At 68.8% G+C, this 26,964-nt stretch carries 22 protein-coding genes and 1 rRNA gene; 19 read left to right on the forward strand and 4 right to left on the reverse strand.

Going from position 1 to position 26,964, the window contains the following annotated elements; genetic code table 11:
- Positions 1-238 precede the first annotated feature (238 nt).
- On the reverse strand, positions 239-550 hold the full coding sequence (locus VFR64_00620) for a YtxH domain-containing protein (GenBank protein HET9488245.1): 312 nt from the start codon (positions 548-550) through the stop codon (positions 239-241).
- Complete coding sequence (locus VFR64_00625; GenBank protein ID HET9488246.1) at positions 540-935, reverse strand: hypothetical protein; 396 nt, start codon at positions 933-935, stop codon at positions 540-542. The genes VFR64_00620 and VFR64_00625 overlap by 11 nt, the downstream gene beginning before the upstream one ends.
- A 90-nt stretch (positions 936-1,025) precedes the next feature.
- On the opposite strand from VFR64_00625, the gene VFR64_00630 reads away from it, so the two are divergent.
- From VFR64_00630 to VFR64_00655, 6 genes are read left to right on the forward strand one after another with little or no spacing between them, the layout of a single operon-like run.
- Positions 1,026-2,576, forward strand: coding sequence for an acyl-CoA carboxylase subunit beta (locus VFR64_00630; protein ID HET9488247.1), 1,551 nt, complete (start codon positions 1,026-1,028; stop codon positions 2,574-2,576).
- A complete protein-coding gene (locus VFR64_00635; GenBank protein ID HET9488248.1) occupies positions 2,573-4,174 on the forward strand; it encodes a methylmalonyl-CoA mutase family protein in 1,602 nt (533 codons plus the stop codon). Before VFR64_00630 ends, VFR64_00635 begins: the two co-directional genes overlap by 4 nt.
- Positions 4,174-4,983 carry a hypothetical protein gene (locus tag VFR64_00640; protein ID HET9488249.1) on the forward strand — a complete coding sequence of 270 codons (810 nt, stop codon included), beginning with the start codon at positions 4,174-4,176 and terminating at the stop codon, positions 4,981-4,983. Before VFR64_00635 ends, VFR64_00640 begins: the two co-directional genes overlap by 1 nt.
- A 21-nt stretch (positions 4,984-5,004) precedes the next feature.
- Positions 5,005-5,718 carry a hypothetical protein gene (locus VFR64_00645; protein HET9488250.1) on the forward strand — a complete coding sequence of 238 codons (714 nt, stop codon included), beginning with the start codon at positions 5,005-5,007 and terminating at the stop codon, positions 5,716-5,718.
- 7 nt (positions 5,719-5,725) lie between these two features.
- Positions 5,726-6,724 carry a polyprenyl synthetase family protein gene (locus VFR64_00650; protein ID HET9488251.1) on the forward strand — a complete coding sequence of 333 codons (999 nt, stop codon included), beginning with the start codon at positions 5,726-5,728 and terminating at the stop codon, positions 6,722-6,724.
- A 58-nt stretch (positions 6,725-6,782) separates the two neighbouring features.
- On the forward strand, positions 6,783-7,634 hold the full coding sequence (locus tag VFR64_00655; protein ID HET9488252.1) for an SAM-dependent chlorinase/fluorinase: 852 nt from the start codon (positions 6,783-6,785) through the stop codon (positions 7,632-7,634).
- Here VFR64_00655 and VFR64_00660 read toward each other — a convergent pair.
- Positions 7,582-7,947, reverse strand: coding sequence for an FmdB family zinc ribbon protein (locus tag VFR64_00660; GenBank protein HET9488253.1), 366 nt, complete (start codon positions 7,945-7,947; stop codon positions 7,582-7,584). The genes VFR64_00655 and VFR64_00660 overlap by 53 nt on opposite strands.
- Positions 7,948-7,950: 3 nt before the next feature.
- Between VFR64_00660 and VFR64_00665 the strand changes: the two genes are divergently transcribed.
- From VFR64_00665 to VFR64_00715, 11 genes are all read left to right on the forward strand, one after another.
- Positions 7,951-8,634: a tetratricopeptide repeat protein gene (locus VFR64_00665; GenBank protein HET9488254.1), complete on the forward strand. Its 684-nt coding sequence runs from the start codon at positions 7,951-7,953 to the stop codon at positions 8,632-8,634.
- Positions 8,635-8,801: 167 nt separating this feature from the next.
- Complete coding sequence (locus tag VFR64_00670; protein HET9488255.1) at positions 8,802-10,289, forward strand: hypothetical protein; 1,488 nt, start codon at positions 8,802-8,804, stop codon at positions 10,287-10,289.
- Positions 10,290-10,887: 598 nt separating this feature from the next.
- Positions 10,888-12,486, forward strand: a complete 1,599-nt coding sequence (locus tag VFR64_00675; GenBank protein ID HET9488256.1) for a hypothetical protein — start codon at positions 10,888-10,890, stop codon at positions 12,484-12,486.
- A 64-nt stretch (positions 12,487-12,550) separates the two neighbouring features.
- Positions 12,551-14,404, forward strand: a complete 1,854-nt coding sequence (locus VFR64_00680; protein ID HET9488257.1) for a VCBS repeat-containing protein — start codon at positions 12,551-12,553, stop codon at positions 14,402-14,404.
- A 49-nt stretch (positions 14,405-14,453) separates the two neighbouring features.
- Positions 14,454-15,740 carry a histidine--tRNA ligase gene (hisS, locus tag VFR64_00685; protein HET9488258.1) on the forward strand — a complete coding sequence of 429 codons (1,287 nt, stop codon included), beginning with the start codon at positions 14,454-14,456 and terminating at the stop codon, positions 15,738-15,740.
- The gene (gene aspS / locus VFR64_00690) at positions 15,737-17,536 is read left to right on the forward strand and encodes an aspartate--tRNA ligase (protein HET9488259.1); all 1,800 of its coding nucleotides are present in this window, start codon (positions 15,737-15,739) and stop codon (positions 17,534-17,536) included. The genes hisS and aspS overlap by 4 nt, the downstream gene beginning before the upstream one ends.
- Positions 17,533-18,534, forward strand: a complete 1,002-nt coding sequence (locus tag VFR64_00695) for a PhoH family protein (protein ID HET9488260.1) — start codon at positions 17,533-17,535, stop codon at positions 18,532-18,534. The genes aspS and VFR64_00695 overlap by 4 nt, the downstream gene beginning before the upstream one ends.
- A 42-nt stretch (positions 18,535-18,576) precedes the next feature.
- Positions 18,577-18,999: an rRNA maturation RNase YbeY gene (gene ybeY / locus VFR64_00700; GenBank protein ID HET9488261.1), complete on the forward strand. Its 423-nt coding sequence runs from the start codon at positions 18,577-18,579 to the stop codon at positions 18,997-18,999.
- A gap of 41 nt (positions 19,000-19,040) precedes the next feature.
- Entirely contained in the window at positions 19,041-19,973 is a 933-nt protein-coding gene (gene era, locus VFR64_00705; GenBank protein ID HET9488262.1) for a GTPase Era, read from the forward strand.
- Position 19,974: 1 nt separating this feature from the next.
- Positions 19,975-20,760 (forward strand): DNA repair protein RecO, encoded by a 786-nt coding sequence (gene recO / locus VFR64_00710; protein ID HET9488263.1) that lies wholly within the window; start codon positions 19,975-19,977, stop codon positions 20,758-20,760.
- Positions 20,761-20,798: 38 nt separating this feature from the next.
- On the forward strand, positions 20,799-22,280 hold the full coding sequence (locus VFR64_00715; GenBank protein HET9488264.1) for a glycine--tRNA ligase: 1,482 nt from the start codon (positions 20,799-20,801) through the stop codon (positions 22,278-22,280).
- Here the strand turns inward: VFR64_00715 and VFR64_00720 are convergent.
- Positions 22,277-24,550 (reverse strand): penicillin-binding protein 1A, encoded by a 2,274-nt coding sequence (locus VFR64_00720; GenBank protein ID HET9488265.1) that lies wholly within the window; start codon positions 24,548-24,550, stop codon positions 22,277-22,279. The two genes, VFR64_00715 and VFR64_00720, sit on opposite strands and share 4 nt — an antisense overlap.
- Positions 24,551-24,639: 89 nt before the next feature.
- On the opposite strand from VFR64_00720, the gene tyrS reads away from it, so the two are divergent.
- Together tyrS and VFR64_00730 are read left to right on the forward strand one after the other, a co-directional pair.
- Complete coding sequence (gene tyrS / locus VFR64_00725; protein HET9488266.1) at positions 24,640-25,926, forward strand: tyrosine--tRNA ligase; 1,287 nt, start codon at positions 24,640-24,642, stop codon at positions 25,924-25,926.
- Between the two features lie 278 nt (positions 25,927-26,204).
- Positions 26,205-26,964 (forward strand): 16S ribosomal RNA (locus tag VFR64_00730); the annotation flags it as partial.

Below are 26,964 nucleotides of genomic sequence, written 5' to 3' on the forward strand. Positions count from 1 at the left end.
TTCCTCCTCGAGCCGGAACGCTTCCTCTTCTTCGGCGCGCAGCGCCCGGCGCCGGGCCCGGGCGGCCATGCCCACGAGCCAGGCCACCTCGCCGGGCGGCACGCCCTCGCGCAGCAGCGCGCGGGCGGCCGCCTGCCATGATTCGAACGTCGGAGCGATTTGGACGTCGCGCATGGAGGCCATGCTACCGCCCGGAGCGCCGGCTCGCTCGTCGCCTACGTCGGTCCCCTCCGAGGAATCAGCTGGAGGTCGTGCGCTTGCGCAGCTCCTCCTGCATGGCCTCCCGGCCGGCCTCGAACGCCGAGACCAGGCGCTGCGTCTGTTCCTCGAAGACCTCGCGCCCCTTCTCGAGCCACTCCCCGGCCTGCTGCTGAGCCTGCTCGGCCAGCACCTGGGCGCGCTTGGCGACATCGCCTCCGCGCTCCAGCAGCAGGTCGCGCGCCTGGCGTCCCGTACGCGGGGCGCCGATCAGCGCGACGACGGCGCCGACCGCCGCGCCGAGGAGAAACCAGCCGAGATAGCCGCCCCCGCCGCCCTGTTCACGATTCATCGTTCGCTCCTTGCTGCTTGCGCAGCCGGTGAAGAAAGACGTCGAGACCGGTCTTGAGACCGGTCGCGACGCCGACGAGCTGGCCTGCCCGAGTGAGGCCGGCGACCGCCGCCAGCACGCGGCCCAGGCCTCCGGAGAGATCTTCCATGCGCTCCGTCAGGGCACCCAGCCGGGCCACTTCGCCGCGCGTCTCCTGCGTCAGCGCCCGGACCTGCTGCATGAGCTCGTGGGCCTCGGCGACGAACGGCCGCAGCTCCTGCTCGGCGAGCGTGAGCAGTCGCTCGGCGCGCTCGCTGGCCCGCCGCATCGCGATCAGGGCCGCGATGAGGGCCACCGTGACGACCACGGCGCAGACGACGAGAACCACTTGGCCCCAGGGGTGCATGGAGCCGAATTATCAGGGCATTGCGAGCCGAAAGTCAATAAATTCATTGACTTGGTGAACATTCGGTCTTTATAATCGCGCGGGGTTTCGATGTCCCTCCAGGACCGCTTCGACGAGCTTCACCGGCGTCACGCCAGGGCCGCGCTGGGCGGTGGTGAGGAGCGCATCCGGCGACAGCACAAAGCCGGCAAGAAGACGGCCCGCGAGCGACTGGATCTCCTGCTGGATCCCGGGTCCTTCCAGGAAGTCGACCGGTTCGTCGTTCACCAGAGCCACGACTTCGACATGGCCGACCAGCGCGTCCCGGGCGACGGCGTCGTCACCGGCTCGGGCTTGATCCACGGCCGCCCGGTGGTCGCGTTCGCCCAGGACTTCACCGTCTTCGGTGGCTCCCTGTCCGAGGCCTACGCCCGCAAGATCTGCAAGGTGATGGACCTCGCCATGAAGACCGGCATCCCCATCATCGGGCTCAACGACTCCGGTGGGGCCCGCATCCAGGAGGGTGTCGTCTCGCTGGCCGGGTACGCCGACATCTTCCTCCGTAACACCCTGGCGTCCGGGGTCGTGCCGCAGATCTCCGCCGTCATGGGGCCGTGTGCGGGCGGAGCCGTCTACTCGCCGGCGATCACCGACTTCATCGTCATGGTCAAGGGCACGTCCAACATGTTCGTCACCGGGCCCGAGGTCATCAAGGCGGTCACCCACGAGACGGTCACCGCCGATGAGCTCGGGGGGGCCGGCCCCCACAACACCCTGTCGGGGGTCGCCCACTTCGCCGCCGACAGCGAGGAGGAGTGCCTGGCCCTGCTCCGCGAGCTGCTCACGTTCTTGCCCCAGAACAACCAGGAAGATCCCCCGCGGCGCCCCACCGCGGATCCCGTGGACCGGCGTGACGCATCGCTGCAGACGCTCGTCCCCGACCAGCCCAACCGGCCGTACGACATGAAAGAGCTGATCCGGACGGTGCTCGACGATCGCTACTTCTTCGAGATCCAGGCCGCCTTCGCGCCCAACATCGTGATCGGCTTCGGCCGCCTGGGCGGCCGCCCCGTGGGCATCGTGGCCAATCAGCCGGCGCATCTGGCCGGCTGCCTCGACATCAACGCCTCCGTCAAGGCGGCCCGCTTCGTTCGCTTCTGTGATTGCTTCAACGTTCCCCTGGTGACCTTCGAGGACGTCCCCGGGTTCCTGCCGGGGACCGCCCAGGAGTTCGGCGGGATCATCCGCCAGGGGGCCAAGCTCCTCTACGCGTTCTGCGAGGCCACGGTGCCCAAGCTCACCGTCATCACCCGCAAGGCCTACGGCGGGGCCTACTGCGTGATGTCCTCCAAGCACATCCGGGGCGACGTCAACCTGGCCTATCCCACGGCGGAGATCGCGGTGATGGGCCCGGAGGGCGCGGTGAACATCCTCTACCGGCGGGACATGGAGCAGACCACCGATCTGGCCGGATTCCGCGAGGGCAGGATCCACGAGTACCGGGAGAAGTTCGCCAATCCCTACGTGGCTGCCGAGCGCGGCTACATCGACGAGGTCATCGAGCCCAAGGACACCCGGCCTCGCCTGGTGGCGGCGCTGGAGCTGCTCTCCACCAAGCGGGACAGCAATCCTCCCAAGAAGCACGGGAACATCCCGCTGTGAACGAGCGCGGCCGCCAGCGCAAGGCAGAATTCACGACCTCGTGGGGCGCGCCCCTGAAGCCGGTCTACGGGCCCGAGGACGTCGGTGACTGCCGCACCGAGGACGCCCTGGGCCGGCCGGGCGAGTTCCCCTTCACCCGCGGCGTGCACCCGACCATGTACCGCGGTCGCCTGTGGACGATGCGGCAGTACGCCGGCTTCGGGGCGGCGGCCGAGACGAACAAGCGCTACCGCTTCCTGCTCGAGCAAGGGCAGACCGGCCTGAGCGTGGCCTTCGACCTGCCCACCCAGATGGGTTACGACCCCGACGCCCCCGAGGCCCGCGGTGAGGTCGGACGGGTCGGCGTCTCGATCGCCTCGGTCGACGACATGGCGGACCTGTTCGAGGCCATCCCGCTCGACCGCGTGTCGACCTCGATGACGATCAACGCCACCGCAGCCATCCTCCTCGCCCTCTACGTGGTGGTGGCGCGGCGCCAGGGCGTCGCCGAGGCCCGCCTGAGCGGGACGACCCAGAACGACATCCTCAAGGAGTACATCGCCCGGGGGACCTACATCTTTCCCCCGGAGCCGTCGCTGCGCCTCATCACCGACATGTTCGCCTACTGCCACGAGCGCGTGCCCCGCTGGAACGTCATTTCGATCTCCGGCTACCACATGCGCGAGGCCGGGTGCACCGCGGTGCAGGAGGTGGCGTTCACGCTGGCCAACGCCATCGCCTACGTCGAGGCGGCTCGGCGTGCGGGCCTCGCCGTGGACGACTTCGCGCCCCAGTTGTCGTTCTTCTTCAACGCCCACAACAACCTGCTGGAGGAGGTCGCCAAATTCCGCGCCGCGCGCCGGCTCTGGGCCCGGACGATGCGCGACCGGTTCGCCGCTCGTGACCCCCGCTCGATGATGCTGCGCTTCCACGCCCAGACGGCGGGCAGCATGCTCACCGCCCAGCAGCCCGAGAACAACATCGTGCGGGTGACGGTGCAGGCGCTGGCGGCGATCCTGGGCGGCTGCCAGTCCCTGCACACGAATTCCATGGACGAAGCCCTGGCGCTGCCGACCGAGCGGGCGGTGCGCATCGCCCTGCGCACGCAACAGATCCTCGCCCACGAGTCCGGCGTGGCCGACCTCGTAGATCCCCTGGGCGGATCCTTCGCGCTGGAGCGATGCACCACCGACCTCGAAGAGGCCGCGGTCGACTACATCGAGCGGATCGATGACATGGGCGGCGCGGTGGCGGCCATTCCGTTCATGCAGCGGGAGATCCAGGAGGCCGCCTACCGCTACCAGCGGGAGGTGGAGGACAAGGTCCGGGTGGTGGTGGGGGTGAACGACTTCGTCACCGAGGAAGCGGCGCCGGGCGATCTGTTCCAGCTCGATCCCGGCGTGGGGGAAGCCTTGGGCCAGCGGATCGCCCGAGTCCGCGCCGGCCGCGACGAGAGCGCCGCGCTGCGGTCCCTGGACGCCCTGGAACGTGGGGCCCGGGGCCGGGACAACCTCGTCCCGCTCATCGTCGACGCCGTCGACGCGTCGGTCACGCTGGGCGAGATCTGTCAGCGGCTGCGCGCGGTGTTCGGCACGCATCAGCCGTCGGTGACGTTCTGATGGTGCTCCGCGCGGCCCTCGCGCTGACCAGCCTGCTCGCCGCGCTCGTCGTCGCGGCCAGCCCCGCCGCCGCCGGCCTGGCCGACCGGGTGGGGGCGACGTTCGCCCTCATGGCCGACGACTTCATCAGGGCGACGCAGCCTCTGGATGGCATCGTCGTCGCCGTCGAGGGACGAACCGTCTACCTCGACATCGGAGAGCGGGACGGCGCCCGCGTCGGCCAGGAGCTGACCGTGTTCAGGCGCGGCGAGCCGTTCTATCATCCGTTTACGGGGCGCCTGATCGGCCGTTACGAGGACATTCTCGGGCACGCTCAGATCCGGCGGGTCGAGGAGCAATTTTCCGAGGCCCTGCTCATCCCCGCGCCCGATGCCCGCGAGCCCCGCCCCGAAGATGGTGCCCGGATCACCCGCGGGCGAATTCGCCTCGCCGTCACGCCGTTGCTGGACCTGACCGGCGGCGATGCCGACGTCCGGCGAGTGCCCTACCTCATGGCCAGCGTCCTGGAGCGGTCCAAGCGCTTCCTGGTCGTCGATCCGCTGGCCGTCACCGACATGTTCGCCAACGGCGCCTTGCGGGTGGCGGAGGTCCTGGCCCGGCCCGAGCGGGCCAGGCGGATCGCCAGGAACCTGGACGTCGGGGGCTGGCTCATCCCCGTGCTCCTCGAGCGCGGGGGGGTGATGCACCTCGATGTCACCTGGATCTCGGCCGTCACCGGCACCGCCCTGTTCTCCCGGCGCCTGCCCCTGGTCCCGGCCGGCAGCGTCGAGGGCCAGCGATTCCCCTGGGAGCCGCGGCCCGAAGACTGAGTGTGCTATGGTAGGGCCCGCATGAGACACGGGCGCCTCAGCCTCGTCTTCATGCTCGCCCTGGCTCTCACTGGCTGTGCCACACTCCGCAACATCGTGGGGATGCCGGGACCTGGCGAGCCCTCGGTTGCCCTGAAGTCCGCCGAGACCCGCTGGCTGCTCATCAAGAATCCGCGCTTCGGGGACGTGCCCAGCGAGCCGGAGTACATCTGGGTCGAGGAGGACAAGGTTCCCACGACCCTGCGGACCCTGTTGCTCGGAAAACGCTCGATCATCGCCACCCCGGAGATCGTGGCCAAGTACGGCCGGCCTCCGGGCGGCGGCAAGATCAGTCCCCGCCAGGGGATGCCGTCGCCGACCACCGAGTCGGCTCGCAACGAGCCGGCCCGGGGCGAACCGGCCCGCAGTGAGACGGCCGCGGCGGTGGCGGCCACGGCGGGCCCGCCTGCGCCCGCCCCGGAAAGCACCCGTGGCTACGTCGTGTTCGTCGACACCACGCGAATCGCCGTCGACCTCACGGCCAGCGACGGCCTGCAAGCCGGCTCCATCGTGAGCCTGCGCCGGGACCGCATTCCCATCGTGCATCCGGTGACCGGAGAAGTGCTGGGCGAGCTGGACGAGGAGATCGGCACGGCGCGCATCGTCGAGGTGCGCGAGAAGTTCTCGGTGGCCGAGATCCAGACCGTCGAGCCGGGCGCGCAGATCCGGGTACGGGATCGCGTCGTCCCCAAATAGCGCCTGCGTGCCGACTCCGACCCTGGAACAGATCCTCAAGGAGCGCGTCGGGGCGCTCGTCGGGGCCGAGCTGCAGACCGTGGAGGCCAGGATTCGAGGCGAGCTCGACTCGCCGGTGTCGCTCATTCAGGAGATGGGCGGGTACATCGCGGGAGCCGGCGGCAAGCGGCTGCGTCCCATGCTCCTGCTGCTGGCCGCCCGGCTGGCCGGCTACCGCGGCCCGCGCTCGGTGCAGCTGGCCTGCGTCGTCGAGCTCCTGCACACGGCGACGCTGATCCACGACGACGTCGTCGACCAGGCCCCCTTGCGCCGCGGGCGGCCGTCGGCCAACGCCCAGTGGGGAGACGACGCCTCGATCCTGGTCGGCGATCATCTCTACTCGAAGTCGTTCGCCCTGCTCGTGCGTGACAACGACCGGGCCGTGATGGAGACCCTGGCCCGGGCCACCGTCTCCATGACGGAGGCCGAGGTGTTCCAGCTGGAGCGCAAGCGCAGCGGCCTCACCACCGAGGCCGATTACCTGCGCATCATCACGCAGAAGACAGCCTCGTTCATCTCCGCCTGCTGCCGGATCGGCGCCCTGCTGGGGGGGCTGCCGCCGGAGCAGGTCGAGGCCCTCACGCGCTACGGGCTCGACGTGGGCGTGGCCTTCCAGATTTCCGACGACTCGCTGGATTTCGTGGCCGACCAGGACCGGCTGGGAAAGGCGATCGGGAGCGACCTCCGCGAGGGCAAGCGGACGCTGCCCCTCATCGCCATGCTGGAGCGCGCGGCGCCGGCGGCCAACGAGCGTGTGCGACGCCTGCTGAAACAACCCGAGCTGGCTCCTGCCGAGCTGGCCGAGATCCGGGAGCTCGTCCTCAAGTACGACGGCGTGGACTATGCCCGCGCGCGCGCCGCGCTCTTCGCCCAGGCGGCCAAGGCCGACCTGGAACGCTTCGCGCTCTCGGAGGAGCGAGAGACGCTCGCCCTCATCGCCGACTTCGTGGTCGATCGCGATCGATAGCTTGGAGGGGGGCACAGAGACTGCGCCCCCCTCCAAACCTCCCCCGCTCACGCGGGGTGTGACACAGTTGGGAGCGGCAGGGCCGGAACGGAGGCTCACGACGCCGATCGTCACGCTGACCACGGACTTCGGGATCCGCGATAGCTATGTCGCCGAGATGAAAGGGGTCATCCTCGGCATCGCGCCCACCGTGCAGCTCGTCGATGTCACCCACGATGTCGAGCCCCAGCAGGTGGCCGAAGCCGCGCTCGCCGTCGATGCCGCCGCGCCGTTCTTTCCCAAAGGCACCACGCACCTGGCCGTGGTCGACCCCGACGTGGGGAGCGAGCGGCGGGGCCTCGTCGTCGTGGCCGCCGAGCAGTGCTTCGTGGGGCCGGACAACGGCCTGTTCACCCCGATCCTGCTGCGCGGTGGCTGGGTCGCCTTCGAGCTGACGGCCCCGGAGTACCGGCTGCCCGCGGTGAGTCGGACGTTTCACGGACGCGACGTCTTCGCCCCCGCCGCGGCCCACCTCGCACTCGGCGTGGCGCCGTCGGGCTTCGGGGCCCCGGTGCTGGATCCGGTACGACTGCCGTGGCCGGAGGCGCGTCCGGTGCCGGGCGGCGTGGCGGGCGCCGTCGTCCACATCGACCGCTTCGGCAATCTCGTCACCTCGATCGCCGCCGCCCAGGTGGTGACGCCGGCGGCCGGGGCCGTGAGGATCTGCGGCTCGGTCCTCCCGCTCGTCGGCACCTATGCGGATCTTCCGCCCGGTGGTGCCGGCGCGCTGATCGGCTCTCGCAATCGGCTCGAGGTGGTCGTGCGCGACGGGAATGCGGCAGAGCGCTTCGGCGCCCGTCGGGGAACGCCGGTCGTCTTCAGGCGGACGGTTTCTCTGCCGGGGGCGAAGCGCCCGCGGAGCCGCTCGTAGATGACGCCTCCTTCGCGGGGGCAGTGCTAGACTTCTCCGCGGATGCGGTGTCCTTGGAGTCCGTCTTGGTTCCGCTCTTCTCCGCCTCGAGTGCCTTCTTGCGCGCCTGCGAGGGATAGTCGGTGACGTACCATCCCTCGCCTTTCAAGATGAACGGCGCGGGGGAGAGCAGGCGGTGCAGCGGTCCCCCGCAGACCTCGCAGCGCTGCAGTGGCTCGGCGGTGATCCGCTGTCGAACCTCGAAGGTACGGCGGCACTGCTGGCATTGATACTCATACGTCGGCACGACTTCGACGCTACACGGGGAGATCATAACGTGTCAAGACAACGGCCCTGGCGGCTCGCCGTGGTCCTCGCGGCCCTCTGGCTCGCCGGATGCGCGAGCGGGCAACCCTCGGAGGTCACCCGGCTGCAAGCCCGGGCTGCGTACGAGCGCGGTCTTGGCCACATGCGCGACCGGCAGGCGTCGCTGGCCCTCAGCGCGTTTCAGGAAGCGATCGGGCTCGACGGCACGGTGCCGATCTATCGCAATACGCTCGGTGTCCTCTACCTCGACCGGCTGCTGCGCCCCGATCTGGCCTTGAAGGAGTTCGAGCGCGCCATCGAGCTCGACCCCAGCTACGCCGAGGCACACCTCAACACGGGTATAGCACTGGCCGAAATGGCACGCTGGGGCGACGCCGTACCGGCGTATCGGCGCGCCCTCGGCATGCCGACCCTCAGCGTGCCCCACATCGCCTATCAGAACCTCGGCCTCGCCCTCTACCACCTCAAGCAGTATCGGGAAGCCGAGGAAGCGCTGCGGCTGTCCATACGGCTTGAGCCCGCCCTGGAAGGCCCCTACTACAACTTGGGGTTGGTCCTGCTGGCTCAGGGCCGTCCCGACGAAGCCAGACAGGCCTTCCGGCGGGCGCGAGACCTCGCGCCTCAGTCTCGCTTCGGCCAGGCGGCCATCGGCCAGCTCGAGGCGCTGGACGACCGCCCGCAGTCCCACCGCTAGAAACGTCAAACTAAACTTGACCTGGTACCAATGCATGGGGTAGAAATTTGCCCGCTGCGGGGTGGGGTCTGCCGCTGATCAGGGCTCTGCCCGCGGTGTGCAGGTGTTGGTGTTGGGCCATGCAGAACGGCATTCGAGCATCTCACCCACCACACTGAGGAGGCGGTATGAGGATCATCCTCGCAGCCGTCCTGTCTGTGGTCGTCATCCTCGGGTTCTGCGCGCCGGCAGCCTTCGCGCAGCCGCCGGCCCCGAAGGTGACGGTCAGCGGGCTCCTGGACTTCGTCTCGTCGTATTACAAGAACTTGCGCACCACCACCATCACCAACGACGACGACGACGGCTGGTACTCTCGCGAACGCGGTCGGTTCGAGATCACCGGAGCCATCGGCAAGGCGAAGGCGGTCTACGCCTTCGAGATCGACATGACGAACGGCGACGGTCCCAACAGCTCGGGGACCTCCAACAACTTCGACCTCGACGGCGACGTGGCCGGGGTCATCGAGACCAGGTGGCTCTACGTGGAGGTACCGGTGACCGGCGCGGGATCGCTGATGCCGTTCCTGCCGATGGAGTCGATCGGCCGGTTCGGCCAGCAGGGGGCCCGGGGGCATGCCTACAAGCCCGGCGTCCTGTGGTCCGGTGACTTCCCCGGCGTGAGCATCGAGACGAGGTGGGCCCCGAACCTCAGGAGCACGCTCACGTTCGCCCAGATCGGTGAGGCGCTCGATGAGTTGTCCGGGGAGACCGAGGACATCGCGTTCCTGGCGAGCGTGGAGATCGACCTGTTCAAGGGTTTCACCATCAAGCCCACGTACGCGTACGCGAACTATGACGCCTTCAACACCGGGACCGTCAACCTCGGCACCGAGTCGCCGAAGGGCGGGTTCACCCCCAACGTCATCGGCGCGCACCTCACGCGCCACTACATCGGCGCCGACGTGCGGTGGCGGACGGGGCCGTTCTCCCTGCAGCCCACGCTCATCGGCCTGTTCGGCACCCAGGAGTGCGCCGTCGCGTCGTGCGGCCACACCAACGACGTCGACATCACGTCCTTCATCTTCGACGTCATCGGCGGCTTCCAGGCCGGCCCGCTCCTGATCGAGGGGCGCTTCGCCTACACGCCGGGCATGAAGGCCGAGGACTGCGTTCAGGCCGGCGGCTTCTGCGGCGCCGGCGGTGAGGACATCAAGTACTACCAGGCGATCAACCCGGGGTTCATCTACCAGGCCGGGTGGGCCGAGATCCAGACCTCGGGCGTGGACTACAACCTCGTCTACTTCGGTGGCGCCCCGGCGGCCAACGGCTCCCGGCTCGGCGTCTCCCCGAGCTATGACAAGTACGGCCGCATGACGCTCGCCGCGGCCGCCGACTACGCGGTGACCCCCGCCTTCGTCCTGCACGCCGTCGTGAACGCGATGTGGACGGCGGAGGACGTGGACACCGACGCCCCCCTGAACAGCGCTCCGGTGAGCAGCGGCGACGACAACTACCTCGGTACCGAGATCGACGCCGGCTTCACCTATCGCTTTGCCCCGAACGTGGCGTTCGACCTGATCGGCGGCTACCTGTTTGCTGGCGACGCCCGCGGCTTTGCCGGTCAAGATCCGGAGGACATCTACAAGATCGCGGCGCGGATGCGCGTCACGTTCTAACTCGTCCCTGACGTACACGGGGGGCATGGGAACTCCCATGCCCCCCGTCGTGTCTCACCTCGCGTAGATCCTTCCGACAGCTTCTTGCCGGGTCTCTCACCACGATAGCGTCCTCACGGCGCCTGCTCGGGCCGCTCGTCGGCTCGACGTCGCGCCGTGGCTCGCTGGGGCCGTGACACCCGCCACGCTACCGCGGGCAGGGGCCTCACGGGCATCGCTCGGCCGCCCTCGACACTCGGCGGCCCGTGCGATGAGCGCGCGACCCGGTGCACGTGCCGCAGGCTGTCAGTGTTGCTCGTCAGCGTGACACGCGACCCCGGATGGAATGAGTCGCCTGACTCAGCCCGTTGCTCCGAACGTCCTGTTCTCTTCGTCACCAGCCTTGGCATCGTCGTTGCTGACCGCAAGACCGGGCACGACGATCGATGCAGGCCCCCATCACACACCTGGAGCCGAAGCCACTCGATGGCGCCGAACGATCGGCGCCACGACGACCGTGACCGTGCCCTCGTCGTCAACCGTACTCTCGTCGTCGCGGCGGGAGGAATTGCCTGACGGTGCGAATGTCCCACGCTCGCCACGTCATCGCAGGTGCCAAATGAGACAGATCGTGTGGTGCCTCATCGCCGTCGCGGCCTGGTTCGCGTGGCCCGTGCCGGCGTTCGCCCAGACACCGCCAGCCGCGCCGGCCCCCAAGGTAACGATCAACGGCCTCATCGACTTCGTGAGCTCGCTCTACCACAACCTCTCCGATTTCGACATCACCGGCGCCGCCCCGATTCCCGGCGCTCACGGCCGGGACAACGGCTGGTACTCGCGCGAGCGCGGAATCTTCACCGTGACGGGCGAGGTGGGCCGTTCCAAGGGGGTCCTGTCCCTCGAGATGGACTTCGCCAACGGCCGCATCGATACCTTGACCGCCGCGCCCAGCGGCAACAACGGCTTCGACCTCGAGGCCGATGAGAAGGGGCAGATCGAGGTCAAGTGGCTGTACCTGGAGGCGCCGATCACCGGGTCGGATTCCCTGCTGCCCTTCGTGCCCATGCCCACGGTCGGCCGCTTCGGGGCGCAGCCCGCCCGTGGTCACGACTTCAAGCCGGGTATCCAGTTCAGCGGCGACTTTCCCGGAGCGACGTTCGAGACGGGGTGGGCCCAGAACATCCGCTCGGTCCTGACGTACGCGCAGATCGACGAGCAGCTCGACGGAGTGCTCAACCCGGTCGGCACGGAGGATTTCGCCTTCGTGGGCAGCCTCCTGGTGAGCCTCTCCAAAGAGCTGACGGTCAAGCCGACGTATTCGTACGTCCGTTTCGACCGGGGCAGCGGCACACCGGCGGCGTTCGGGACCGAGCCCAAGGGCGGATTCTCGCCGGCGGCCGCCTCCCAGGCCAACAAGGCGACCGTGCGCCACACGCTGGGCGGCGACCTCCGGTGGGTGTTCGGGCCCTGGTCGCTCCAGCCGACGTTTCTGTACCAGTTCGGCGAGCAGGAGACGGTGGCCGCCACGGCCGGCGGCAAGAATGAGGTGGACATCAGCTCCTGGATCTTCGACGTCATCGGCGGGTTTCGGTCCGGGCCGCTGACCATCGAGGTTCGTGGAATGTATACCCCCGGCAACGAGGCGACCGAGTGCGTCCAGACGGTCGCCGGCGTGTGCGCCGGCGGCTCCGACATCAACTACTACCAGGCGATCAACCCCGGGACGATCCTCTACTTCGCCGGGTGGTCGGAGATCGAGTCGGCTGGTGTCGACTACCAGCTGCCCTTCCAGGGGGGCGCGGTGACGGGCATGAAGCTGGGCGCCAATCCCAGCTATGACAAGTACGGCCGCATCGTCGCCGCGGTGGCGATGGACTACGCCGTCACGCCGGCGTTCATCACGCACTTCGTCACGCTGGCGCAATGGACGGCCGAGGAGGTCGACACCGACGGCGCGTTGATCAATCCCCTGAGCCCGGCCAGCCTGGTGGCCCAGACCAACGGGATCACGCCGGCCAGCGGCGGCGACGAGCGCTATCTGGGGACCGAGGTCAACGGGGGGTTCACGTATCGCTTCACCGCCAACACCTCCTTCGACCTCATCGGGGCTTACCTCTTTGCCGGCCCCGCGCGGGACAGCGCGCAGATCGTCGGCGGGCCGAGCCGGGATGCCAAGGACGTGTACAAGGTCTCCGCACGGATGCGCGTGACCTTCTGACCTGCTGGCGCTCGGGAGGGTTTCCCCGCCCTCCCCGGGCGCCGTGGTGTTATAGTGCGGCGTCGTGGGGTGGTTGCGCCTGCTCTTCGCGCTGGCGATCGCCGTCGCCGCCCTCGGAGTGACGGTTCCTCCGCCGGCTCCGGCTGACGAGCACGCCCCGGCGCTCCGCGTGCTCGCCGATCAGCTCGCCGGGCTCTTCCCTACCGTCGAGACGCAGGTCGTCGACGTCGTCGACGGCCGCGTGACCCTCGCCAGCGGGCGCTCGCAAGGGGTCCACCCCGGCCTGGAGCTCACGGCGGTGCGCGAGGGTCGTGAGCTCTACCATCCGAGGACGAAGAAGCTGCTGGGCCGAGCCGAGGAGAGGCTGGGCCGCCTCGTGGTCGTCGAGTCGTTCGAGCAATACGCCGTCGCGTCGGCCGCTCCCGACGTGCTCGTGCGGTTGCAGCCGGGAGACACCGCCCGGGCGGCCGCCGGCAAGGTCGGCCTGGCCGTCGTCGTGTTAGCCGCAAGCCGATCCCGCACGGTCGAGACCGCGACGGCCGAGCTCGTTCAGGAGCTGGAGCGGACGAACCGCTTCCAGGTCCGCTTCGCCGACGAGGTCGGGGTCTGGCTGGCCCAGGAGCGGATCACGCCCGAGGACTTCTTGCGCGGACAGGGCCTTCGGCCGGCCGCCGAGCGCTTCAAGGTCGGCCACGTCCTGGCCATGCACTTCACGACCCAGCAGGGCAAGCCCTTCATGGAGGTTCGCCTCCTCTCCCCCGCGCTCGACGCCCCGGCGCTCCAGCACGCCATGTTCGTGCCGCCCTCGATCAAACCGAGCTCGGCCAGGCAGTTTTCCACTGCCCCGGGCGCCCAACGCGAGAAGGTCGAGCGCCGCTCGCTGCTGACGCGCTTGCTGTCCGGTGATTTCGAGCCCAACCGCTATTCGGCCAGCGCCGCTTCCATTCCTCTCAAATCGCTGGTGACGTTTCCGTTCCTCGTCCGCTCGATGGACGTAGCGGTGGCGCCAGGCGACAAGCTGCCGCGCATCGTCGTCACCGACGGGCAGCGCGTGTTCCTGTACCGGGTCAAAGCCCAGACCCTGGAGCCGGAGTGGACTCACGACAAGCTGATGGCCGGCCAGATCCTCAGCGTCCAGCTGGCCGACCTCGATGCCGACGGGGTGCTGGAAGCGGTGGTGAATCGCCAGGATGTCAAGGTCGGGATGCTGTCGTACGTCCTGACCACGAAGGACGGCAGGCCGGCGCTCCTCGCCGGCGACATCCCCCTCCTGCTCCTGGCTGTCGACGAGGCCGGCGATGGGGTGAACCGGTCGCTGTGGGGGCAGCGCTACGACGCGGAGAAGTTCTGGACGCTGGGCACGGCCACCCGCTACAAGCTCGACAAGGACAAGGCCGACGTCGTCGCGAGCGAGCGCGTGATCGTACACTCGTCGTTTCGTCCGACGGGAGCGACGTTCTCCAACATCGCCGGCGCCGAGCGAGTCGTGGCGTTCGTGGACGAGCAGAGCCGCCTCGTGGTCGCCAACGGGATCGGCCAGGAGGTATGGCGGTCGCAGTCGGCGGTGGGCGGCGGCGGCCCCGCCCAGGGCCAGGTGCGGATTGCCATGATGGAGATGCTGGTCGACAAGTTCTTCAAGATGGAGCCGAATCCGGTCTCCGTCGACCTCGACGGAGACGGCGTGCAGGAGATCGTCGTCCCGGTGAACCAGGAGGAACGGGGTCTCATGGGCGTCGTGTACCGGGGGCCGGCCGGCTTTCGGCTGCAAGTGGTGGACTCGGGCTTCGAAGGCCTCGTCATCGGGCTGGGCGCAATCCCGGGCGAGTCCGCCCCGACCCTGGTGGCCGCTGTGCTCCGGCGCAAGGGCCTCCTCCGAACGGGGGGCGATACGCAGATCATCATCACCACTCCCGAGTAGGTTGCCGCGCAAGGCGACACCCCGGATCAGCGCCGAGCCCCCCCGTGGGATGCGGGACATCCTGCCCGACGAGGCCGAGTTACGCGATGCGACGGCGCAGACCATCCTGACCGTCTACCGACGATACGGCTTTCGGCGGGTGGAGACCCCGGCCCTCGAGAACATCCAGCTGTTGACCCAAGGGGAGGGGGGCGAGAACGAGAAGCTGATCTTCAAGGTCCTCAAGCGCGGCGAAAAGCTCGACCTGGCCCGGGCCGCCAGCGAGAGTGATCTGGTGGATCTCGGCCTCCGCTTCGATCTGACCGTTCCGCTGGCCCGCTATTACGCCCACAACCATGCCCAGCTCGCCAAGCCGCTGAAGGCGGTGCAGATCGGCCCGGTCTGGCGGGCCGAGCGCCCGCAGAAGGGGCGGTTTCGCCAGTTCACCCAGTGCGACATCGATATCCTGGGCGTCCGGTCGGCGATCGCCGAGATCGAGCTCATCCTGGCGACCACCGACGCCCTGCGCGAGCTCGGACTGCGGGACCTGACGGTTCGCATCAACGACCGGCGGATCCTGGTGGGGATGGCGCGCGCCTGCGGGTTCGCCCCCGATCGCTACGACAGCGTGTTCATCACCCTCGACAAGATGGACAAGCTGGAGCGGGCGGAGGTCATCGAGGAGCTGGAGCGCGCCGGCCATCCGGCCTCGGCCATTGCCGAGCTGATGCGGCTGTTCGCCCAGATCGAGAAGACGCCGGGGTCCGACCGGAACCTGGAAGACCTGAAGGCACGCCTGGGAGCGCACGCCGACGCGGCGGCCTTCGCCACGCTGGCCACCATCATGCGGACGGTCGGGTCGGAGGCCGCCGGACACTGGCAGATCGCCTTCGATCCGACCCTGGTGCGCGGCATGTCCTATTACACGGGACCGATCTTCGAGATCGGCTCGTCGGCGTTTCCGTCGTCGATCGCCGGCGGCGGACGCTATGACGACATGATCGGAAAGATCCTGGGCGAGCCGGTTCCGGCCACCGGCTTCTCCATCGGCTTCGAACGGGTCGTCTCGATCCTCATGGCCCGCCCGTCGGCACGGTCGGCGCAGGACCGGCGCATCGCCCTGATGTTCGACGAGACGGAGGACGACCTGGCCGCGGTGCTGAGGGTCGCGCGGCGGCTGCGGGCCGAGGGCCTGGCCGTGTCGGTCGAGGCGCGCGGCAAGCGCATGGGCGCCCGGCTGGCTGCCCTGGAGGTACACGGGTTTGCGGGGTTCGCCGTCTTCGATGGCACGGACCGACCCGAGCTACGGTGGTTCGGCCACCGGGACGGCCCGGCGCCCGGCGGGGGCTCGCCATGACCGAGCCGCTGGGCGACTGGCGCCGGTCGCATCCCTGCGGCGCGCTCAGGGCCGAGCACACGGCGCAGTCGGTGACCCTGATGGGCTGGGCCCACCGTCGGCGCGACCACGGTGGTCTCATCTTCGTGGACCTGCGCGATCGAACCGGCCTCACCCAGGCCGTGTTCAACCCGGCGACCAGCGCCGAGGCCCATGCCAAAGCGGAAGCCATCCGCAACGAGTTCGTGCTGGCCCTGCGCGGAGTGGTGCACCGGCGGCCGCCGGGAACGGAAAACCCCCGGCTGGCGACGGGCGCGGTGGAGGTCCAGGTGAGCGAGCTGCGCGTGCTGAACGATGCCCGCGCCCTGCCCTTCCCGATCGAGGACGACGTCGAGATCGACGAGCTGACCCGACTCACCTATCGGTATCTTGACCTCCGCCGGCCCCGGCTGTACCGCAATTTCGCCATTCGCGACGCGATCTGCCGCGCGACGCGGGCGTACCTGCACGGCCACGGCTTCATCGAGGTCGAGACGCCGTTCCTCATCCGCACCACGCCGGAAGGAGCGCGGGACTTCCTGGTGCCCAGCCGCCTCAATCGTGGCAGCTTCTACGCGCTGGCCCAGTCGCCCCAGCTCTTCAAGCAGTTGCTCATGGTCGGCGGGTTCGAGCGGTACTTCCAGATCGTGCGCTGCTTCCGCGACGAAGATTCGCGTGGCGACCGCCAGCCCGAGTTCACGCAGATCGACCTCGAGGCCTCGTTCGTGGACCGCGACGACGTCCTGGCCCTGGTCGAAGGCCTCGTCGTCGACATCGTCCGGGAGGTCAAGGGCGTGGAGCTGCCCCGGCCGTTCCCGCGGCTGACGTACGCCGAGGCCATGGCCCGCTTCGGGTCCGACAAGCCCGACCTCCGCTTCGGCCTGGAGCTCGCGGATGTCACGGCCCTGTTCCGGGGCGGCGAATTCCAGGCCTTCGCCCAGGTCGCCGCTTCCGGCGGGGTGGTGAAGGGCTTGCGCGTGCCCGGGGCCGGGGCGCTGAGCCGCCGGGAAGCCGATGAGCTGGTGAACACGGCCAAGACGTGGGGAGCCAAGGGCCTGGTCTGGGTCAAGGTCACGAGCGCCGGCTTGCAGTCGCCGGTGGCCCGCTTCCTGGAAGCACACCGCGCCGCCCTGCTGGAGGCCACTGGCGCGGGTGAGGGGGACCTCCTGCTTCTGGTCGGCGACCAGCGGGCGACCGCCGAGACGGTACTGGGCCGCTTTCGTGTGGAGCTGGCCGAGCGGTACGGTTTGGTGCCGCCCGACGCCTCCGCGGTCCTCTGGGTCCTGGACTTTCCTCTGCTGGAGTGGAGCGAGGAGGAGCGGCGGTGGCAGGCGATGCACCACCCGTTCACCGCACCGCGGGACGCGGACCTGGCTCGGCTGGAATCGGATCCCGGCTCGATCCTCGCCAAGGCTTACGATCTCGTGCTCAACGGCCAGGAGATCGGGGGCGGCAGTATCCGCATCCACCAGCAGGCGGTGCAACAACGCATGTTCCAGCTCCTCGGCATCGACAAGGACGAGGCCCGGGCGAAGTTCGGCTTCCTCCTGGACGCGCTGGAGTTCGGAGCGCCTCCGATGGGCGGGATCGCCTTCGGCCTGGACCGTCTGGCCGCCAGCCTGGCCGGCGAGGAGTCGATCCGCGAAGTGATCGCCTTTCCGAAGACGCAGAAAGGCGTCGATCCGATGACGGAAGCGCCGGCGCCGGCGAGCCCGGCCCAGCTCCGGGAGCTCGGCATCGCCGTGGTAGACTGGGACAGGAACAGCAAGCCGAGTTGAGCGAAGCCACCATCGTCACGCGGCGTATATCCCTGGCCCCGGACGTCGATCTCCTGCCGCTCCTGGGGCGCAACGACGACCACCTCCGCACGATCGAAGACGCGCTGGACGTGCGCATCGTCGCTCGGGGTCACGACATGACGCTCAAGGGCGAGGAGCGGCAGGTCCGCAAGGCCGAGCGCGCGCTGACCCAGCTGGCCGACCTGGTGCGCACGGGGGCGCCGGTGCGCAGCATCGAGGTCCGCGCGGCCATGCGCATGCTGGCCGGTGACGAGGACGCCGACTTCAAGTCGCTGTTCGCCGACGCCATTCCCGTCCCGTCCCGGAAGAAGTGGGTGGCCCCCAAGACCCTGGGCCAGAAGCGCTACGTCGAGGCCATCCGCACCAGCGACATGGTCTTCGCCATCGGGCCCGCCGGCACGGGCAAATCGTTCCTGGCGGTGGCCATGGCGGTCTCGGCCCTCATGAAGCGCGAAGTGGCGCGCATCGTGCTCACCCGTCCCGCGGTGGAGGCCGGCGAGCGCCTGGGATTCCTCCCCGGCGATCTCTACGAGAAGGTCCACCCGTATCTCCGCCCGCTCTACGACGCCCTCTACGACATGCTGGAGGCGGAGAAGGTGAGCAGCCTGATGGAGAAGGGCGCCATCGAGATCGCGCCGCTGGCCTACATGCGGGGGCGCACGCTCAACGACTCCTTCATCATCCTGGACGAGGCCCAGAACAGCACCGCCGAGCAGATGAAGATGTTCCTCACCCGGCTGGGCTTCAACTCCAAGATGGTGATCACCGGTGATGTCACCCAGGTCGATCTGCCCGCCTCGCGGGGATCCGGCCTCATCGAGGTGCAGAGCATTCTCAAGGACGTCCCGGGCATCCGCTTCGTGCACTTCGACGATCAGGACGTCGTGCGCCACGATCTCGTGTCGGCGATCGTTCGCGCCTACGAGGCCCACACCGCGCGGTCTCGTGACGGCGGCGCACCGGCCGGCCGACCTTAGGCGGTGCCGTGCCTCGTCCTGTGCCGTCGGCGCCGCCTTCCCGTGTCCCGGGTCCACATCGCCCGTGCGGCTGAGCGAGCCCTGGCGGCGCTGGGGCGGCCCGGCGCGAGCGTCGAGATTCGCTTCGTGGACGACGGCGAGATCCGACAGCTGAACCGAGCCTGGCGGGGGATAGGCCGCCGAACGGACGTTTTGGCCTTTCCCGTGGAGACGCCGGAGCTCGGCGGGCTGGTGGGTGAGGTGGTGGTCTCGGCCGATGCTGCCATGCGTCAGGCCCGACGTCTGGGGGTTCCCGTCGCCGCCGAGGTGGCGCTACTCGTCACCCACGGCGTCCTGCACCTGGTGGGCTATGACGACCGCGACCCCCTCGAGGCCCGGCTCATGCACGAGCGGGAGCGCGAGATCCTCAGTGCCCGCGAGCCGGCCCCGCCGGCTCGGCTCTGGAAGGGACTGCTGCACGTATGAAGTCGCCCGTTCGAGCGCCGGCTTCGCCGGCGCAACAGGTTCTGGGGGGAGGTTCCGGAAGGGGGGCGCAGCCCCCCTCCGGGTTTCGTGCGGGGTTCGTGGCCCTGTTGGGCCGGCCCAACGCCGGCAAGTCGACGCTGCTGAACCGCCTCGTGGGCGAGAAGCTGGCCATCGTGACGCCGCGGCCGCAGACCACCCGCAACCGGATCACCGGGGTCAAGAATCTTCCCGGGGCCCAGATCGTCTTCGTGGATACGCCGGGCTTGACTGTCGCCGGCGGAAAGCTGGGAGAGCTCATGCGCAGGACGGTGGAGCGGGCCCTGGAGGACGTGGACCTCATCTGCGTGGTCGTCGACGCCACTGAACGAGAGCATCCCGACCCGCTCTTGCTCGCGGAGCTCGCGGCCCGGTCGGCCCCGGCCTTCTGTCTGCTGAACAAGGCCGACGCCGTGGGTCCCAAGAGCCGGATGCTGCCGGTCATCGAGACCTGGCGCCGCCATCACGCCTTCGCCGAGATCCTGCCGGTCTCGGGGCTGGACGGCACCAACTGCGACCGGCTGATCGAGCTCATCGTGCGAGCCCTGCCCGAGCATCCGGCGTTTTTCCCCGACGATACCGCGACCGATCAGCCGGAGACGTTCTACGTCGCCGAGGTGATCCGGGAGAAGGTCTTCCTGCTGACGCGGGACGAAGTCCCGTACGCGGTGGCCGTGCGCGTGGACGAGCTCGTGGAGCTGAAGAAGCCCCCCCGACTCGATATCCGGGCGACCGTCTTCGTGGAACGGGACTCCCAGAAGGCCATCCTCATCGGTAAAGGCGGAAGTTTGCTCAAGCGGATCGGCATGGCGGCCCGGCACGATCTGGAAGCCTTCTTCGGCATCCACGTGTTCCTGGGGCTGACCGTCCAGGTGCGCCGCAGCTGGCGGAAAGACGACCGCGCGCTGCGCGAGTTCGGGTTCCGACTGACCTCCTGAGATGGCGCTCGGCAAGGCTACCGCGGTCGTGATCGGCAGCTTCCCGCTCGGGGAGAGCGATCGGGTGGTCACCTTCTTCTCGCGCGAGCGGGGAAAGATCCGGGGCGTGGCCAAGGCCGCCCGTCGGATGCGGTCTCGCTTCAGCGGAGCCCTGGAGTTGCTCACCGTCGGCCACCTGGTGTTCTTCGACGGGGGACGGAGCGACCTCGTGCAGGTCGACCACTTCGACGTGATCCATCCCTTCGACCGGGTCCGGGACGATCTGGAGCGGCTGGGGCAGGCGGCGTGGATGGCGGAGTGCGTGGGCCGGCTCACCGGCGACCGCGATCCCAATCCCGCCGTGTATGGGCTGTTACTGCGGGGGCTCAAGAGCCTGGAGCTGGGGATCGCGCCGCGTCGGGTGGCCGTCGTCTTCGGCCTGCGCTGCATCGAGGCGCTCGGCCACCGCCTCCGGATCGACGCCTGCGTGCTCTGTGGTCGGCGCCGGCCGGCCGACCGGGGCCCGGTGCCCGTCGACGTGGAGGGGGGCGGCACCGTCTGCGCCGGCTGCGCGGCGGGCGCCGACCTGCTGCACCTGGACGCCGGCAGTCTCGCCACGCTCCGCCGGCTTCGGGGCCTCAGCTGGGAGGAGGCGACGGGCAGTCGGCTCGGTCGCGCCGGGCGAGAGCTGCGCGAGCTACTCGAGCGTCAGGTGGGCGGGCTCATCGGCCAGCCGACCCGGACCTCACGCTTCGTACGGGAAATCGAGCGGTTTTCGCCCATACTGGGAGGCGAGGAGCGCCAGTGAAGGGCTCCCGTGACCGAGGAGAGCCTGTGACGGTGAGTATGGACGCGCTGGTGTCGCTCTGTAAGCGCCGCGGCTTCATCTTCCAGTCCAGCGAGATCTACGGCGGGTTGGGGTCCGCCTGGGATTACGGCCCGCTCGGCGTCGAGCTGAAGCGCAACATCCGGAACCTCTGGTGGCAAGACGTCGTCCATCGACGTGCCGATGTCGTGGGAATCGAGGCCGCCGTCTTGATGCACCCCCGCGTATGGGAGGCGAGTGGGCATCTCGAGCGCTTCACGGACCCGATGGTGGACTGCAGGGCCTGCAAGCGCCGGTTCCGGGCCGACAAGCTCGACGAGCAGCCGTGGACCCACTACTGCCCGGCCAAGAAAGACAACAAGTTCGAGGTCCCCGCCGGGGAGTCTTGCAAGCACTGCGGCGCCCGCCGCACCCTGTGCCCGGAGTGCGGCCGGGGGGAGCTGACCGAGCCGCGGCAGTTCAACATGATGCTGAAGACGTTCCTGGGCCCGGTCGAGGACGACGCGGCGCTCACCTACCTCCGCCCCGAGACGGCTCAGGCCATGTTCGTGAACTTCGAAAACGTGCTCCAGGCCACGCGGCGGAAGCTGCCCTTTGGCATCGCCCAGATCGGCCGCAGCTTCCGCAACGAGATCACGCCGGGCAACTTCATCTTCCGGACGCGCGAGTTCGAGCAGATGGAAATGGAGTTCTTCGTCAATCCCCACGACACGGTGGATGGCCGGCCCGCCGACGAGTACTGGCACGACTACTGGATCGAGGAGCGCCTGGCCTGGTACCGCCGATACGGCATCCGGGCCGAGAACCTCCAGCTGCGCGAGCACCCCAAGGAGGAGCTGGCCCACTATTCCAAGCGCACCGTCGACATCGAGTATCGCTTCGCCATCGGGTGGAGCGAGCTGGAGGGCATCGCCAACCGTACGGACTTCGACCTCAAGCAGCACGCGGCGTTCAGCGGCAAATCGCTGACCTATTTCGACGAGGAACGGAAAGCTCACGTCGTGCCTTACGTCATCGAGCCCGCCGCCGGTGTGGATCGCAGCGTGCTGGCGTTCATGACCGACGCGTACCACGAGGAAGAGGTGCGCGGGGAGAAGCGGGTCGTCCTCCGCTTCCATCCCGACATCGCGCCGGTCAAGATCGCGGTGCTGCCGTTGCTGAAGAAGCGGGAGGACATCGTGGCCCGAGCTCGGGAGGTCCGGGACTGCCTGGCCCGGCACTGGGTCGTGGTCTACGACGACACGGCAGCCATCGGCCGGCTGTACCGGCGCCAGGACGAGGTCGGCACCCCGTTCTGCCTCACGGTGGATGTTCAGACCGTCGGTGACGCCGGGCGCGGCGAGGTCGGCGACCAGCGTGTCACCATCAGGGACCGTGACTCGATGGAGCAGATCCGTGTGCCCCTGGCCGAGCTCCCCGCCGTGTTCGGACGCCTGCTTGGCGGCTCGGCCTGGGCCGAGGTCGCCCGCGAGTACCCCCGGGTGGGCGCCGACCGCTCCTAGCGAAGCTGCCGGGCGGTGTCGATCGGCGAAGGCAGCTTCGACTCCGGTGCCGGGAGCTCCGTCGGGCGGGACGCTGGCGGGTCCGGGAAACCGGTGGCGGGCGCCCCGGGGACCGGCGGCGGTGGAACCGGCGCCGGGGCCGAGGACGCGGCCGGTGGCAGCCCCGACGAGGGCGCCACCCCGGGGGAAACCGGTGGGGCCTCGTGGACGAGCGGCGGAACGCCGGCCGGAGTCTCAGGCAGGACCCTCTCTCGCCGGACGCCGCAGGGAACGTCGGGCTCGGTTCCCCTGATGAAGGCCATCGTCACGACCTCCACGCACTCGTTCGACGGATGGAGGTCGACCGGCGCCATGGCGATGTCCTCGGGGACCGGGAAGTCGTCCTTGGGGCTCTTGCCGATGACCTTCTGCATGTACGAGGTCCAGATGGGAACGGCCACCCGCGAGCCGGTCTCGTCCCGGCCCAGGCTCCGGGGACGGTCGTAGCCGACCCACACGCCGGTGGCCAGCTGCGGGGTGTAGCCGATGAACCAGGCGTTGGAGTAGTCGTTGGTCGTCCCGGTCTTGGCGGCCACGGGCCGGTTCAGGACTCGCGCCCCCTGCCCGGTGCCGCGCTCCACCACCCCCCTCAACATGTGCGTGATGATGTAGGCGACCTCGGGCGACACGGCTTCCCGCCCCTCCGGCACGTGCTCCTCGAGTAGCCGTCCTCCGGCGTCCGTGACGTAGCGGACCGTCGTGGGCGGCATCCAGATCCCCTCGTTGGCGAAGGCCGTGTAGGCGGAGGTCAGCTCGAGCAGCGAGAGGTCGGAGGTCCCCAGGGCGAGCGTCAGGTCGGTCGTGAGGGGGCTGGTGATCCCGAAGCGGCGAGCGACCTGGATGGTGCGACTCACGCCCAGCTGCTCCTGCAGCTTGATGGTCACGACGTTGATCGAGTCCTCCACGGCCTCCTGCAGGGTGGTGGGGCCGCGGAACTGACGGTCGTAGTTCTCCGGCTTCCAGGCGGCGCCGTTTCGCCCCACCGGGTACGTCACGGGCGAGTCCTCGATGAGGCTGGCCGGGGTGAAGCCGGCCTCCAGGGCGGCCACGTAGACGAAGGGCTTGAACGCCGAGCCGGGCTGCCGCCGGGCCTGGACGGCGCGGTTGAACTCGCTCCTGAAGAAGTCGTAGCCTCCGACGATGGCCTTCACGTAGCCGGTCTGCGGCTCGATCGTGATCAGCGCGCCTTCCGGGTGCTCGCCGGAGCGGCCTCCGCTGGTCCGCGTCTCCAGCGCCTTCAGGCCGTTTCGCACGGCTTCTTCGGCGGCCAGCTGCATCCACGGATCCAGCGTCGTGTAGACGTTGAGGCCGCCCTTGAAGACCATGTCGGCGCCGTAACGGGCGTCCAGCACTTGCTGGACATAGTCGATGAAGTACTGGCCGGTCGTCCGCCGGCGCTCGGGCGGGATGAGCCCCAGGTCGCTCCGGGCCAGCCGCTTGGCCTCCTCCTCCTTGAGCGCCCCGTACTCCACCATGCGCCGGAGCACGGTCTCCCGGCGCAGCTTGGCCGCCTCCGGGTGCTCGAAGGGGGAATAGCTCGAGGGCGCGCGGGGCAGGCCGCCGATGAGCGCGGCCTCGCGGACGTCGAGTTCCGCCACCGACTTGCCGAAGAACGTCCGGGCCGCCGCCTCCACGCCGAAGGCGCCATGGCCGAAGTACACCTGATTGAGGTACATCTCGAGAATCCGGTCCTTGGAGTAGCGGCGCTCCAGCTCGAGGGCCAGCACGGCCTCCTTGAGCTTTCGTTCGAGGCTCTTGTCCGGTGTGAGGAACAGCACTTTGGTGAGCTGCTGGGTGATCGTGCTGCCGCCCTCGACGATCCGGCCCCGGCGATAGTTCTGGACGATGGCCCGGGCGATCCCGATGGGATCCAGGCCCCAGTGGGAATAGAAGCGACGATCTTCGGTGGCGATCACGGCATCGCGCAGCGTCGCCGGGATCTGGGCGAGGGGAACGAAGATCCGCCGCTCGGCATGCAGTTCGGTGAGGAGGTCGTCGTTGTCGTCGTAGATGCGGGTGCCCAGGACGGGCTGGAAGTTCTCGAGAGCGGTCACCGGAGGCAGAGAGCGTGGCAGGATCATGAAGGCCCACAGCGCAGCGGCGGCCAGGCCGGCACCGAACAGCAGGGTCAGCACACCGACCGCCAGGAGGAACCGCCGCAGCCACCGCCGGGCCCCGCGCACCGTGCCGCCGTTCTGGGCGGCCTGCCCCTTCAACCTGAACCACGACATGCGGCCTCCATTATACCGACAGGTCCCGTCCGGGATGCCTCTTGAGACCGCGACCTCCACCCGGCGCGATGCGATAATGCGCTCTGCTCATGCGGAGTTCGGGACTGCTGGGGGATCTGGAGGCTCGGGGGCTCGTCGCCGACGCCACCGGGCGGGATGAGCTGCAGGCGCACCTCGCGCCGGGCTCGCGCGTCGTCTACTGCGGCTTCGATCCGACCGCCGACAGCCTGCACATCGGCAGCCTGCTGCCGCTGCTGGCCCTGCGGCGGTTCCAGCGGGCCGGCCACCGCCCCATCGTGCTCATCGGCGGCGGCACCGGCCTCATCGGGGACCCGAGCGGCAAGGCGGCCGAGCGTCCGCTGAACGACGCCGAGCAGGTTGCGGCCTGGGCCGAGCGGCTCAAGCGACAGGTGGCTCGGTTCCTTGACTTCGGCGCGGGTGCGGCCGGCGCCAAGCTCCTGGACAATTTCGCCTGGCTGTCCCGGCTGGACGTGATCACCTTCCTGCGCGACGTGGGCAAGGAGTTCCCGGTCGGCGCCATGCTGGGCAAGGAGTCGGTCCGGTCGCGGATGGGGCGCGCCGACGTCGGCCTGTCCTACACGGAGTTCAGCTATCAGATCCTCCAGTCGTACGACTTTCTCGAGCTGTGGCGGACCGAGGGCTGCACCGTGCAGATCGGGGGGGCCGATCAGTGGGGGAACATCACGGCCGGCATCGAGCTCATCCGGCGCAAGACGGCAGGGGCCGCGTTCGGATTGACGCTGCCCCTGGCGACGAAGAGCGATGGCGGTAAGTTCGGCAAGACCGAGGCGGGGACGGTCTGGCTGGACGCCGCCAAGACCTCGGCGTACGAGATGTACCAGTTCTGGTTCAACGCCGCGGACGCCGATGTGGGCCGCTTCCTCAAGTACTTCACGTTCCTCTCTCTCGAGGAGATCGCCGACCTGGCGGAGGCGACGGTCCGGGCGCCCGAGAAGCGTGCGGCCCAGCGGGCGCTCGCTCGTGAGGTGACACGCCTCATTCACGGGGACGAGGGTGTGCGGGAGGCCGAGTCCATCTCCGAGGCGCTGTTCAGCGGCGATGTCGCCAGCCTGACCGAGCCGCAGCTGATTCACGCCTTCCGGGAGGTGCCGACGACCCGGCTGTCGGGCCCGGCCGGGTTGACCTTGACCGACGTGCTCGTGCGCACCGGGCTGGCCCCCTCCAGGCGAGCGGGCCGTGAGCTTCTGGCCAGCGGCGCCGTCCTGGTGAACGGCCGCCGGGTCACCGACCCTGCCGAGGGGGTCTCCCGCGACCGGGCCCTCCACCAGCGATATCTGCTGCTCCGGAAGGGGAAACGGACGTACCACCTGGTCATCCTGGAGGACGGGACGTGAACTCGACCGGGTGATGGGCCCTGTCAGGCACTGAGAGCTTGACATGGCGCTTGGCCATGCGTATAGTGGCTTTTCGCTCGAAGTTGAGCATGGGTTTAGCGGTACATCCGGTCACCTTCCAAGCTGACCGTAGGGCTCTTTGAAAGTCGCATATGCTATCGGCTCACCGAAGAGGTGTGAGCACCATCCGTTCTATCGAGTACCTTGCGCTCGGCCGAGTGACTGCACGCTGAATCGCAGTAACACACGTTCGAGCTAGAGGACCAGGTTCATCGCTTTTTATGGCGAGTTTGATCCTGGCTCAGAGCGAACGCTGGCGGCGTACCTAACACATGCAAGTCGAACGGGGAACGTCGGTGTAGCAATACATCGGCGGTCCTAGTGGCGCACGGGTGAGTAACACGTGGGTAACCTGCCCTCGAGTTCGGGATACCCTCTCGAAAGGGAGGCTAATACCGGATACGTTCCTCGGGTCGCGAGACCTGAGGAGGAAAGGTAGCGCAAGCTGCCGCTCTTGGAGGGGCTCGCGGCCTATCAGCTAGTTGGTGAGGTAACGGCTCACCAAGGCTATGACGGGTAGCTGGTCTGAGAGGACGACCAGCCACACGGGGACTGAGACACGGCCCCGACTCCTACGGGAGGCAGCAGTGGGGAATTTTCCGCAATGGGCGAAAGCCTGACGGAGTGACGCCGCGTGGGGGACGAAGGCCTTCGGGTTGTAAACCCCTGTCAGAGGGAAAGAAGGGTGTCGGCGCGATAACCGCCGGCATTTGACGGTACCTTCAGAGGAAGCCCCGGCCAACTCTGTGCCAGCAGCCGCGGTAAGACAGAGGGGGCAAGCGTTGCTCGGAATCACTGGGCGTAAAGGGCGCGTAGGCGGGATGGCAAGTCAGTCGTGAAATCTCTCGGCTCAACCGAGAAACGTCGGCTGATACTGCCGTTCTTGAGGGATGCAGAGGAGACTGGAATTCCCGGTGTAGCGGTGAAATGTGTAGAGATCGGGAGGAACACCGGTGGCGAAGGCGGGTCTCTGGGCAT

This window comes from Candidatus Methylomirabilota bacterium, from assembly GCA_035709005.1.
Lineage (GTDB): Bacteria > Methylomirabilota > Methylomirabilia > Rokubacteriales > CSP1-6 > 40CM-4-69-5.

Bases quoted from the DNA above. Each gene is read 5' to 3' on its own strand.
- VFR64_00620 (HET9488245.1), bottom strand. From the start codon at position 550: ATGAATCGTGAACAGGGCGGCGGGGGCGGCTATCTCGGCTGGTTTCTC.
- VFR64_00625 (HET9488246.1), bottom strand. From the start codon at position 935: ATGCACCCCTGGGGCCAAGTGGTTCTCGTCGTCTGCGCCGTGGTCGTC.
- VFR64_00630 (HET9488247.1), top strand. From the start codon at position 1,026: ATGTCCCTCCAGGACCGCTTCGACGAGCTTCACCGGCGTCACGCCAGG.
- VFR64_00640 (HET9488249.1), top strand. From the start codon at position 4,174: ATGGTGCTCCGCGCGGCCCTCGCGCTGACCAGCCTGCTCGCCGCGCTC.
- VFR64_00645 (HET9488250.1), top strand. From the start codon at position 5,005: ATGAGACACGGGCGCCTCAGCCTCGTCTTCATGCTCGCCCTGGCTCTC.
- VFR64_00660 (HET9488253.1), bottom strand. From the start codon at position 7,947: ATGATCTCCCCGTGTAGCGTCGAAGTCGTGCCGACGTATGAGTATCAA.
- VFR64_00670 (HET9488255.1), top strand. From the start codon at position 8,802: ATGAGGATCATCCTCGCAGCCGTCCTGTCTGTGGTCGTCATCCTCGGG.
- VFR64_00675 (HET9488256.1), top strand. From the start codon at position 10,888: ATGAGACAGATCGTGTGGTGCCTCATCGCCGTCGCGGCCTGGTTCGCG.
- hisS (HET9488258.1), top strand. From the start codon at position 14,454: ATGCGGGACATCCTGCCCGACGAGGCCGAGTTACGCGATGCGACGGCG.
- aspS (HET9488259.1), top strand. From the start codon at position 15,737: ATGACCGAGCCGCTGGGCGACTGGCGCCGGTCGCATCCCTGCGGCGCG.
- recO (HET9488263.1), top strand. From the start codon at position 19,975: ATGGCGCTCGGCAAGGCTACCGCGGTCGTGATCGGCAGCTTCCCGCTC.
- VFR64_00715 (HET9488264.1), top strand. From the start codon at position 20,799: ATGGACGCGCTGGTGTCGCTCTGTAAGCGCCGCGGCTTCATCTTCCAG.
- VFR64_00720 (HET9488265.1), bottom strand. From the start codon at position 24,550: ATGTCGTGGTTCAGGTTGAAGGGGCAGGCCGCCCAGAACGGCGGCACG.
- tyrS (HET9488266.1), top strand. From the start codon at position 24,640: ATGCGGAGTTCGGGACTGCTGGGGGATCTGGAGGCTCGGGGGCTCGTC.